Source organism: Hydrogenophilus thermoluteolus, from assembly GCF_003574215.1.
Taxonomy (GTDB): Bacteria; Pseudomonadota; Gammaproteobacteria; order Burkholderiales; family Rhodocyclaceae; genus Hydrogenophilus; species Hydrogenophilus thermoluteolus.
In genome coordinates this window covers 439236-450169 of sequence record NZ_AP018558.1, presented here as the reverse complement: position 1 = coordinate 450169, position 10934 = coordinate 439236, and the positions used below count along the sequence as shown (strand labels likewise).

15 protein-coding genes and 1 tRNA gene are annotated in these 10934 nt (G+C 59.2%); 2 read left to right on the top strand and 14 right to left on the bottom strand.

Annotation, left to right across the window (positions count from 1 at the left end; genetic code table 11):
- Positions 1-2: 2 nt before the first annotated feature.
- Both ndk and HPTL_RS02180 read right to left on the bottom strand, forming a co-directional pair.
- The gene (gene ndk, locus HPTL_RS02185) at positions 3-428 is read right to left on the bottom strand and encodes a nucleoside-diphosphate kinase (RefSeq protein WP_119334509.1); all 426 of its coding nucleotides are present in this window, start codon (positions 426-428) and stop codon (positions 3-5) included.
- A gap of 119 nt (positions 429-547) precedes the next feature.
- Complete coding sequence (locus HPTL_RS02180; RefSeq protein ID WP_119334508.1) at positions 548-1000, bottom strand: hypothetical protein; 453 nt, start codon at positions 998-1000, stop codon at positions 548-550.
- A 75-nt stretch (positions 1001-1075) separates the two neighbouring features.
- On the opposite strand from HPTL_RS02180, the gene earP reads away from it, so the two are divergent.
- Both earP and efp read left to right on the top strand, forming a co-directional pair.
- Positions 1076-2182 carry an elongation factor P maturation arginine rhamnosyltransferase EarP gene (earP, locus tag HPTL_RS02175; RefSeq protein WP_170141244.1) on the top strand — a complete coding sequence of 369 codons (1107 nt, stop codon included), beginning with the start codon at positions 1076-1078 and terminating at the stop codon, positions 2180-2182.
- Positions 2183-2223: 41 nt separating this feature from the next.
- On the top strand, positions 2224-2784 hold the full coding sequence (gene efp, locus HPTL_RS02170) for an elongation factor P (RefSeq protein WP_119336031.1): 561 nt from the start codon (positions 2224-2226) through the stop codon (positions 2782-2784).
- 105 nt (positions 2785-2889) lie between these two features.
- Here the strand turns inward: efp and HPTL_RS02165 are convergent.
- From HPTL_RS02165 to secY, 12 genes are all read right to left on the bottom strand, one after another.
- Positions 2890-2966 (bottom strand) — tRNA-Pro (locus tag HPTL_RS02165).
- Positions 2967-2970: 4 nt separating this feature from the next.
- Positions 2971-3942 (bottom strand): polyprenyl synthetase family protein, encoded by a 972-nt coding sequence (locus HPTL_RS02160; RefSeq protein ID WP_119334506.1) that lies wholly within the window; start codon positions 3940-3942, stop codon positions 2971-2973.
- 9 nt (positions 3943-3951) lie between these two features.
- Positions 3952-5391 carry an FAD-binding oxidoreductase gene (locus HPTL_RS02155; protein ID WP_119334505.1) on the bottom strand — a complete coding sequence of 480 codons (1440 nt, stop codon included), beginning with the start codon at positions 5389-5391 and terminating at the stop codon, positions 3952-3954.
- Entirely contained in the window at positions 5381-6298 is a 918-nt protein-coding gene (gene rssA, locus HPTL_RS02150) for a patatin-like phospholipase RssA (protein WP_119334504.1), read from the bottom strand. The genes HPTL_RS02155 and rssA overlap by 11 nt, the downstream gene beginning before the upstream one ends.
- 91 nt (positions 6299-6389) lie before the next feature.
- Positions 6390-6785: a 50S ribosomal protein L17 gene (gene rplQ, locus HPTL_RS02145; RefSeq protein ID WP_119334503.1), complete on the bottom strand. Its 396-nt coding sequence runs from the start codon at positions 6783-6785 to the stop codon at positions 6390-6392.
- A gap of 2 nt (positions 6786-6787) precedes the next feature.
- A complete protein-coding gene (locus HPTL_RS02140; RefSeq protein ID WP_119334502.1) occupies positions 6788-7777 on the bottom strand; it encodes a DNA-directed RNA polymerase subunit alpha in 990 nt (329 codons plus the stop codon).
- Positions 7778-7797: 20 nt separating this feature from the next.
- A complete protein-coding gene (gene rpsD, locus HPTL_RS02135; protein ID WP_119334501.1) occupies positions 7798-8427 on the bottom strand; it encodes a 30S ribosomal protein S4 in 630 nt (209 codons plus the stop codon).
- Between the two features lie 15 nt (positions 8428-8442).
- Positions 8443-8832, bottom strand: coding sequence for a 30S ribosomal protein S11 (gene rpsK / locus HPTL_RS02130; RefSeq protein ID WP_119334500.1), 390 nt, complete (start codon positions 8830-8832; stop codon positions 8443-8445).
- Between the two features lie 17 nt (positions 8833-8849).
- On the bottom strand, positions 8850-9215 hold the full coding sequence (gene rpsM, locus HPTL_RS02125; RefSeq protein ID WP_119334499.1) for a 30S ribosomal protein S13: 366 nt from the start codon (positions 9213-9215) through the stop codon (positions 8850-8852).
- 53 nt (positions 9216-9268) lie between these two features.
- Complete coding sequence (rpmJ, locus tag HPTL_RS02120; RefSeq protein ID WP_119334498.1) at positions 9269-9382, bottom strand: 50S ribosomal protein L36; 114 nt, start codon at positions 9380-9382, stop codon at positions 9269-9271.
- Positions 9383-9397: 15 nt separating this feature from the next.
- Positions 9398-9616, bottom strand: a complete 219-nt coding sequence (gene infA, locus HPTL_RS02115; protein ID WP_119334497.1) for a translation initiation factor IF-1 — start codon at positions 9614-9616, stop codon at positions 9398-9400.
- Between the two features lie 4 nt (positions 9617-9620).
- Entirely contained in the window at positions 9621-10934 is a 1314-nt protein-coding gene (gene secY, locus HPTL_RS02110) for a preprotein translocase subunit SecY (RefSeq protein WP_119336030.1), read from the bottom strand.

The following is a 10934-nucleotide window of genomic DNA, read 5'->3' as shown; positions in this document are numbered from 1 at the left end:
GGTCAGCGCGAATAGATCGCCATTTCCGGGAAGAAGAAAGCGATTTCGGTACGTGCCGTATCGGGACCGTCGGAACCATGGACGGCATTCGCATCGATCGATTCGGCGAAATCGGCACGAATCGTCCCTGGCGCAGCCTTCTTCGGATCCGTTGCCCCCATCAATTCGCGGTTTTTCGCGATCGCGTTTTCCCCTTCCAGCACCTGGACCATCACCGGCCCGGAGGTCATGAAGCGAACCAGGTCATTGAAGAAAGGGCGTTCTTTGTGAACGGCGTAGAAGGCCGCCGCTTCTTTCTCCGAAAGCCACACCATTTTCGCCGCAACGATTTTCAACCCGGCGTCTTCGAAACGCTGGTAGATTTTGCCAATCACATTCTTCGCGACGGCGTCGGGTTTGATGATCGAGAGCGTGCGTTCGATTGCCATGCTTCCTTCTCCACAAAAAAGTGCGATTATAACGTACCCGTACGCCAGGAGGTAAAAGAGAACCCGCTGTCTCCCTGCCCGCCGCTCGGGCGCTTTTCGCAGCAACGCCAAAAGGAGAATCAGTGTTTTTTCGCAACCTTCTTGACGCGCTTCTCTTGATGCAAACGCTCTGCCGCACCCCTCTTATCGAGTTGCGCTAGGGCCAGCTCCGGTGCAAAGGTACAGTCGTTGGCAATGGGGCGCTCGTTCTTGAGATTCAAAAGCACACTCTTCCACGGCAAATCGATCCACAAAAGCCCCGTCGTTTCATCGGAAAAGCGTGGCAACCCTGACTTCGAGACCTCCCGCCGCAACTCATGCACTCGCCCTTGATAGTGAACTTTGACCCTTTCGTTGAGTTCGCTGCTTCGCTCGATCCCCACCAAAGGTTCCCCGTAGGCGCAGCGATAGACCCCTGTGGGTAAGCGCAAATCGAGTTGCGTGAATTCGCCCGACTCGTTCTGAGCCGATCCGTAAGCCCACTGGGCCGCGATGAGCCACAAGGCGCACCCAATCCCCACTTTTCGAACCATTGGAACCACTCCTGTTGAACTTTATCTTTTCTATAATACACCCATTCCTTGCCGGAACAACCAATCGACACCCTTTTGATTTCCCGAAAAAAAATCGCTATTTTTTGCGCACGCATCGACAACTGGGGCGACATCGGCGTCACCTGGCGTGTGGCCAGATATTGCGCACAAGAGGGACACGAGGTTGTCTGGTGGATTGACGACTGGCAGGCGGCACAATCTTTCGTAGCGCGAATCTCCTGTCCGCCCACGCTCACCGTGCGCCGTTGGCACCGTTCGGCGCCAACGGCAGAAGATCGCGACCAGGTGTCCCAAGTCGACGCGATGATCGAAGCGTTTGCGTGCGGATTCAGCGACCCGTGGCTAGCGGCATTCGCAGCACGCCGCCCGCACCCCCCACGATGGATCGTCCTCGACCATCTGGTTACCGAGCCCTGGGCTGGCAGCGTCCACGGGCTCAGCAGTCCCCACCCGAGACTGCCGCTCGACGCCCAATGGTGCATTCCCGGATTCGAACCGAGATGCGGAGGGCTTTTGCGCGAACCCGATCTCCTATCCCGTTTTGCCGAATGGTCCGACACAGAGGCAGCCGTATTTTTCACGCGCCTCACCCCGCTGTCTGCCCTGAGCTATCGTCGCGTCTCGCTCTTTTGTTACGCCGATGCGCCGCTCTCGGGGCTACTTGCTACACTTGCTGCGGACCCAACACCGACGCTCCTCTTCGTTCCACCTGGTGCGCCACGGCAGGCGCTTGCCGCCGCCGGAATCGCGCTCGACGAATCACCGCAAGCCTGGCCGGGTACCCCACACGTCTGGCAACCCATCCCCTTCCTGGCCCCAGACGACTACGATCGACTCCTCACGCTGTGCCATCTCAACTGGGTACGCGGAGAAGATTCGTTCGTACGCGCGCAATGGGCCGCACGTCCGTTCGTCTGGAGTCCCTACCGGCGTGCCGACGGCGCACACGTACAATTCGCCGAAGCATTTCGCACCCGCTTTGGCGGCCACTGGCCACTGACCGATACCGAAACGCGGATTACCGACGCGCACGACTGGCGTCTTGCGCTCACCGAATGGGAGGCTTGGGCGAACCATGCGGCCGCATGGCGCGAAACGCTGCTGCAGTTACCAGAGCTTGGACAAACCGTACTTGGAATGATTTCACCGACCGTGCGATAATAGCGTTTTGTTTTTGCTTGGAAAGAGGCGAAATCCCTATGATGAAGCAAGCGCAAGAACTGCGTCACGGTAACGTCGTCTTGATCAAGGACGAACCCTACATCGTGCTCAAAGGCGAATACAACAAATCGGGGCGCAACGCTGCGGTGATGAAGCTCAAGCTCAAAAACCTCTTCACCGGCAACGTCTCCGAAACCGTCTATAAGGCGGACGAGAAGTTCGAAACGGTGATTCTCGAGCGTAAAGAATGCACCTATAGCTACTTTGCCGACCCGATGTACGTCTTCATGGACGAAGAGTTCAACCAATACGAGGTGGAAAAAGAGAACATGGAGAACGTCTTGCCGTTCCTCGAGGACGGCATGACCGCCGAGCTGGTCTTCTTCCAAGGTAAGCCCATCGGCGTCGAACTCCCCGCCTCGGTCGTTCGGGAAGTGGAATACACCGAACCGGCGGTGCGCGGCGACACGTCAGGAAAAGTGATGAAACCGGCGCGTATCAAACCGACCGGCTTCGAAATCCAAGTGCCGGCGTTCGTCGAGATCGGCGACAAGATCGAAATCGACACCAACACGTTCGAATACAAACGCCGGGTTTCGTAATCGGTTTCGCCGCTGGCCGTGCTCGGCCAGCGGTGGCACGGCACTCAAAACCCAACAAAAAACCCACCGAGAATCCGGTGGGTTTTTTGTTACGTCGATTTCGATTGGTCGGGGAAAGAGGATTCGAACCTCCGACCCCTGCGTCCCGAACGCAGTGCTCTACCAGGCTGAGCTATTCCCCGATCGTCAAAACGTTCGCTCAACGGCGAAGTCCGCTAATTGTAGCAAACTTTCCCGGCAAGGGGAAGAGGGAAGCGCTGTCAACGCCTTCTTGGCCGTTTCGGCATGGCAACGTGCTGCGTCGTAACTGGCCGCGATCGCCCCGCACGCCTCTACCGCAGCCACCACCGCATCGAGTCGCTCACGCGCCCCTGTCTCGATCACCTCGCGAACGAGTCTTTTTTGCGCATCATTCCCCTGTTCGAGCACGTAGAGCAATGGGTAAGTGGGCTTCCCTTCGGCCAAATCGTCGCCCAGGTGTTTCCCCAATTGCGCTTCGTCCGCAGTGTAATCGAGCACATCGTCCGCGATCTGGAATGCGATCCCCAAATGGCGGCCATAGGTCGCCAAAGCCGATTCCACCGCAGGCGGGGCATCGGCCACCACCGCCCCGAGCTGCGCCGACGCTTCGAACAGTTTTGCCGTCTTGTAGTCGATCACCCGGAAGTAATCGTCCCAGGTCACCTCGGGGTTCCCGCAGTTCATCAACTGCAGCACCTCCCCTTCGGCGATCGCATTCGTGGTCTTCGCCAAAATCTCCATCACCCGCATCCGCCCAACGGAAACCATCAGCTCGAACGAACGGGAGTAGAGAAAATCCCCCACCAATACCGACGCAGCATTACCGAACACCGCGTTTGCGGTCCGCCGACCGCGGCGCAAATCGGACTCATCGACGACGTCGTCGTGCAAAAGCGTTGCCGAATGGATGAACTCGATCACCGCGGCCAACGTGACCCGATCCTGCCCTTCATAGCCGCACGCCCCCGCCGCCAAGAGATGGACCGCTGGCCGCAACCGTTTGCCACCCGCGGCGATCAGATAATCGGCGATCGTGCGCACCAACGCCACATCGGAGTGGAGTTGCTCGCGGATCGTTTCGTCGAGCGCACGAAACGCCTCGCGCACCGGGGTCAAGAACGGCAGAGCAGCAGCCATCTTTTCTCCTTACCCTACTTCGGGAAGCACTTTTCCTGGGTTGAACAGACCGTCGGGATCGAGCGCCGCTTTGATCCGTCGCATCAAAGCCAATTCGGCATCCGACTTGTACCGCGCCATCTCCTTGACCTTGAGCAGACCGATGCCATGTTCGGCAGAAAATGAACCGCCACGGCGCACCACCTCATCGTGAATCCAGCGCGTCACCTCCGCTGCGGCGGCCGCACGGTCCGCACGATCCAACCCAGACGGCAAAAAGCAATTGTAATGGAGATTGCCGTCGCCAAAATGGCCAAAGCAGGCGATGCGCACACCGGGAAAACGGGCAGGTAAATGGGCTTCACCAGCGCGAATGAACGGCACGATCTGCGCAAGCGGCAACGCGATGTCGTGCTTGATGCTCACCCCTTCACGCTGCTGCGCTTCCGAAGCCGACTCGCGCAACTGCCAGAAGCGCACCCGCTGCTGTTCGCTCAGCGCGACCGCCGCGTCACGCACCCACCCGTTCGCAAACGTTTCGCCCCAGAACGATTCGGTCAGCGCATCGAGCCCCGAAGCGGGTGCCGTATCGCTCAATTCCACGAGCGCCGCCCACTCCGGCACACCTTCTGCTTGCCACGGAGCACGCGCGTCGGGAATATGGCGCAGCACCAATTCGAACACCGTCCGCCCCATCAATTCGAACGCGGTCAACTTGTCCCCAAAGGTCTCGTGCAACGCGACGAAGAGTGCCGCAGCTGCGTCGAGATCGGCAAGCGCCACCCAAACCGTTTGCTGCCACCGCGGCCGCGGGAAGAGTCGCACCGCGGCCGCAGTGATGATCCCGAGCGTTCCTTCTGCGCCGATCAACAGATCCCGCCAATCGTATCCCGTATTGTCCTTGCGCAGCCCCGAGAGGTTCGCCACCACCGAACCATCCGCCAACACGGCCTCGACGCCCAATACTTGCGCGCGCATCGTCCCATACCGCACCACATGGACGCCGCCCGCGTTGGTGCTCAATACGCCCCCCAACGTCGCACTCCCTTCGGAAGCCAACGAGAGCGCGAAAAGGCGATTCGCTTCGGCGGCCGCTGCTTGCAGTGCGGCAACGGTCACGCCGGCTTCTGCGACCAGAAAACCGCCCAACGGGTCGAGCGAACGGATGCGGTCGAGACGCTGAAGATTGAGGAGTAGCCGCGGCCGCTCCCCACCCAAAGGAGTTGCGCCGCCACACAAACCGGTGTTACCCCCTTGTGGCGTGATCGTTACCTGATGCGCACGACACCAGGCGACCACAGCAGCCACTTCAGCAGTCGTGCGCGGAAAAACGACCGCGATCGCGTCACCCTGATAGCGGCCGCGCCAATCGGTCAGAAGCGCAGACTGTTCGTCCGGCGCCACGACACGACCCTCAGGCAGTTCTGCCAGCAGCGCGGCGACGAGCTCCTTTTTCTGTTCAGAAACCATCGAGCACCGCCTCGATTTGCGCCCGGACTCGGCGGGTAGCCGCGACTCCCTCTTCGATCGCCTCTTTGCCGCGATGGAAGTCGAGAATCGAAAATTCGGTCAATCGCGGCTGAATGAGGACGTCGGGGGGGTCACCCGCCAAGCGCGCCCGCGCAATCCGCGTCTGCATGATATTGATCGACGTTGCCAAGACGGCACCCAGCGTGGGGATCTCGTCGGCGGCTTCGCGCGCGTCGACCCAATCGAAGAGTGACGAGGCGCCAACCCAAGAGAGAAAACGCTCCTTCATCTGCTCGGTCCAACCACTGCGCTCGGGTTCGACCGGCTTTTCCCGAAAGGGTGGCGCTTTGCGCATGTGGCGCGTCGCTCTCCCCGCTCCGAGCTCGACCGCGATCACCACGTCCGCGCCAAGCGCGCGACAGAGCGAGACCGGCACCGGGTTCACCAATCCGCCATCGACCAACCAATGCCCCCCCAAGCGTTGCGGCTGAAACATTCCCGGCAACGCGATCGACGCGCGCAACGCCGGCGCGAGCAGCCCTTCGCGCAACCAGACCTCACGCCCGCTACTCAATTCGGTCGCAACGCAGGCAAACGGCAGTTGGAGCGCCTCGAAACGGTCGGCGAAAAAGTGTTCCGCACAATACTCGACCACCTTGTCGCCCTGCAACGCACCGCCGCGCAACGACACATCCATCAGCGCGACGACATCGGTCCAACCCAGGCGCGCCACCCATTCCGCCATCGCTTCTTCGTTTCCGGAAGCGAGCGCAGCGCCGACCAGCGCACCCACCGACGTTCCGCAGACGATATCGATCGACACACCCAACGCGCGCAATTCGCGGATGACCCCAAAATGGGCCCATCCCCGTGCGGAACCCGATCCCAACGCCAAACCGACTTTCATCGCTAACCCCCTCTCTTGTGACGGCAAAAGAAAAGAGCCGGTGGCACAGGCTACCGGCTCTTTCACGATCGCCCAAGCGACGCATCGGCGCTTATTGCGCGGCGGTTGCCTCGCCGCTTTCGGTTGCCGTTTGACGATCGACCAGTTCGATGATCGCCATCGGCGCGTTGTCGCCATCCCGATAGCCGAACTTCAGCACGCGCGTATATCCGCCCGGGCGGTTCAGGGACCGCTGTCCCAAATCGTCGAAGAGCTTGACCACTGCGGCGCGGTCACGAAGGCGCGCAAAAGCAAGACGACGATTCGCCACCGTGGGTTTCTTCGCGAGGGTGATGAGTGGCTCGACATAGCGACGCAACTCTTTCGCTTTCGGCAACGTCGTAACGATCTGCTCTTCGCGGATCAACGCGCTGGCGAGGTTACGCAACAGCGCCTGACGGTGGCTCGAGGTTCGGTTGAGTTTACGGTAACCCTTTTTGTGTCGCATGATCACACTTCCTTCTGTTTGTCGGCATCCGCACGCACAAGCCCAGCAGGCGGCCAATTGTCCAGCTTCATCCCCAAGGAGAGCCCGTGCGCCGCAAGTACCGATTTGATTTCGTTGAGCGACTTCCGACCCAAATTGGGGGTCTTGAGCAGCTCTTGCTCCGTCTTCTGGATCAAGTCACCCACATAGTAGATGTTTTCGGCTTTGAGGCAATTGGCAGAACGCACGGTCAGTTCGAGCTCGTCGATCGGACGGAGCAAAATCGGATCGATCGTCGCTTCCGCTTCCGCTGCTGCCGCTTCTTCTTGTCCCTCGAGGTTGGCAAAAACCTGGAATTGCTCGATCAATACCTTCGCGGCTTGACGCACCAACTCGACCCCATCGACCGCACCGTTGGTTTCGACCTCCAGCACCAGGCGATCCAGGTCGGTGCGCTGCTCGACACGGGCACTTTCCACCGCGTACGCGACACGGCGCACCGGCGAAAAGGAAGCATCCATCGCAATACCGCCGATCACCTTACTGTCACGGCTGCTTGACGGTACGTACCCACGGCCCGCCTCGACGACCACTTCCATTTCCAGGCGCCCCCCTTCTTCGACGTGGGCGATCACATGCTCTTCATTGATCACCTCGACGCCATGGGGCAACGCAAAGTCGCCTGCTTTCACCACTGCGGGGCCAACCACTTCCAAACGGACGATCGCTTCGTCCCGGTCGTGAAGGCAAAAAACCACCCCTTTGAGGTTGAGCAACAGATCGACGACGTCCTCACGCACACCTTCGAGCGCGCTGTACTCATGGAGGACACCCGTGATGCGCACCTCGGTCGGCGCAAAACCGCGCAGAGAAGAGAGCAGAACACGGCGCAGCGCATTTCCCAGCGTATGGCCAAAACCGCGCTCGAACGGTTCCAACGTGATGCGTGTCGTCACCGGCGACAGCATCTCGATCTGAACCGAACGCGGGGTCAAATAAGATTCAAACGGCATTGCGCTGTCCTCTCGTCAGGTTAACGCGAATAGAGCTCGACCACCACCTGCTCGTTGAGCGTCGGCGAAAGTTCCGAACGCATCGGATAGGCCTTGAAGACCCCTTTGCCTTCCTCGACGTTGACCTCGACCCACTCAGGGAAACCGCGCTCTTGCGCGCTTTTGAGCGCCGCTTGCACGCGCAGCTGCTTGCGGGCACGCTCGGTGAGTTCGATCACGTCACCGGGGCGTACGAGATAGGAGGGGATATTCACGCGTTTGCCGTTGACCAATACCCCATTGTGACGCACCAGTTGCCGCGCTTCGGCGCGAGAGGCACCGAACCCCATGCGGTAGGCGACCGAATCAAGGCGACCTTCGAGCAGTTGCAACAGGTTTTCACCGGTTTGCCCTTTGCGCCGTTCGGCTTCTGCATAAATCCGCCGGAATTGGTTTTCCAGTACGCCATAGATCCGACGGATTTTTTGCTTCGCGCGCAACTGCTGACCGTAACCCGAGAGACGACGCCCCGAGTTCTGCCCGTGTTGACCAGGCGCATAGGAACGGCGCTCGAACGCACATTTGTCGGTGAAACACTTCTCCCCTTTCAGGAAGAGTTTTTCACCTTCACGCCGACACTGACGGCATTTTGGATCACGATTACGTGCCACTGATCATTCTCCTCATCAAACCCGACGTTTCTTGGGCGGACGGCATCCATTGTGCGGAATCGGCGTCACGTCGGCGATCCCGGTGATTTTGATACCCAACGCAGCAAGGGCACGAATGGTCGATTCGCGCCCCGGTCCCGGCCCTTGCACGCGGACTTCCAGATTTTTGATACCACACTCCATCGCAGCTTTTCCGGCAGCGTCGGCAGCAACCTGCGCTGCGAAAGGCGTGCTCTTGCGCGACCCCTTGAACCCAGAGGAGCCTGCGGAAGCCCACGCCAGCGCGTTCCCTTGCCGGTCGGTGATGGTTACGATGGTATTGTTGAAGGTTGCCTGAATATGGGCAATCCCGTCGGAAACGTTCTTTTTGACGCGACGACGCGCCTTGACTCCACTCTTCGCCATGCTACTTGACCCTCACATTACTTCTTCTTGCCCGCGATCGTCTTGCGCGGCCCCTTACGCGTCCTGGCATTGGTCCGCGTCCGTTGACCACGAACCGGCAGACCGCGACGATGGCGCATCCCACGGTAGCACCCGAGGTCCATCAGCCGCTTGATGTTCATCGTGATTTCGCGGCGCAGATCCCCTTCGACCTTATACTTAGCCACCTCTTCGCGCAAGCGCTCGATTTCGGCGTCCGTGAGATCTTTGATCTTCGCTTGCCGTGAGACTCCCGCCGCGTCACAAATTTTGCGCGCGCGCGAACGACCGATCCCGAAGATGTGGGTCAGCGCAATCTCGGCGTGTTTATGGTTGGGTACGTTTACCCCAGCAATTCGGGCCATATCCACTCACCCCAATGAAAAACATGCAATTCTAGCGGAAAGATGCACCAGGATCAACCTTGGCGCTGTTTGTGCCGTGCCTCTTTACAGATCACCCGCACGACCCCATGGCGGCGGATGATCCGGCAGTGGCGACAGATCCGCTTGACAGAAGGTTGTACTCGCATCGTTTCTCTCCAAAATTATTTGCTGCGAAAGACGATCCGCCCGCGCGTGAGATCGTAGGGCGTCAATTGCACCGTCACCTTGTCACCGGGCAAAATCCGGATGTAGTTCATCCGCATCTTGCCGGAGATATAACCCAAAATTTCGTGACCGTTCTCCAACCGAACCCGAAACGTCGTGTTCGGCAGATTCTCGATCACTTCTCCCTGCATCTCGATCACATCTTCTTTGGCCATCGCGTCAACCCCTCGTCCGACCGCTGCGCAAGTTCGCTTTTTTCAGGAGGCTCTCGTACTGATGGGACATGATGTGCGATTGCACCTGATTCATCAGATCCATCGTCACGACGACGATGATCAGGAGCGACGTCCCACCGAAATAGAAGGGAACGTTCCACTCCAAAATGAGGAATTCAGGAATCAGACAGACCAATGTCACGTAAAGCGCACCGGCCAGCGTCAATCGCGTCAGTACCCGATCGAGATACCGTGCGGTCTGATCACCCGGGCGAATCCCAGGAACGAACGCGCCGCTTTTCTTGAGGTTTTCCGCAGTCTCTTTCGCGTTGAAGACCAACGCGGTATAGAAGAAAGCAAAGAAAATGATCGCAAGCGCATAGAGCAAGATATAGATGGGCTGCCCAGGCGAAAGCGCCGCGGCCATATTGCGCAGCCATTCGAGAGATTCTGATGCGCCGAACCATTGCGCCGCAGTCGCAGGAAAAAGAATGATCGACGACGCAAAGATCGGCGGAATCACCCCAGCCATATTGAGCTTCAATGGCAAATGCGAGCTTTGACCGCCATAGAGGCGATTTCCCACTTGCCGCTTCGCGTAGGTAATGGGGATCTTGCGCAGCGCTTTCTCAACGAAGACCACGAACGCCGTGACGGCGATCACGAGCATGACGATAAGCAGTGCTGCCAAGGGATGCAGCGACCCCGTCGAGACAAGCTCAAACGTACCCGCAAGCGCAGTCGGCAAGCCCGCCACGATACCGGCAAAAATGATCAGCGAAATCCCGTTACCGATACCGCGCTCGGTAATTTGCTCGCCCAGCCACATCAGGAACATCGTACCCGTGACGAGGGTAACCACCGTCGTCATCCGGAAGATGAACCCGGGCTCGAGGACCAATCCGGGCTGGTTCTCCAGCGCCACAGCAATCCCCAGCGACTGCACGAAGGCCAAAGCGACGGTACCGTAACGCGTGTATTGCGCGATTTTGCGCCGCCCGGCTTCCCCTTCCTTGCGCAGTTGCTCGAGGGGCGGGAATGCATAAGTCATCAACTGCATTACGATCGACGCCGAAATGTACGGCATCACACCAAGAGCAAAGATCGTGAAACGCGAGAGTGCTCCACCGGAAAAGAGGTTGAGCACCCCCAAGATCCCGCCTTGTTGCGTTTCGAAGAGCTTCGCGAGCTGCACCGGGTCGATCCCCGGAACGGGAATATGCGCGCCGATCCGGTATACGATCAACGCGCCGACGAGAAACCACAGGCGCCGTTTCAAGTCGGCGAATTTACCGAGCGCGAAGCCAGGGGCGGTCAT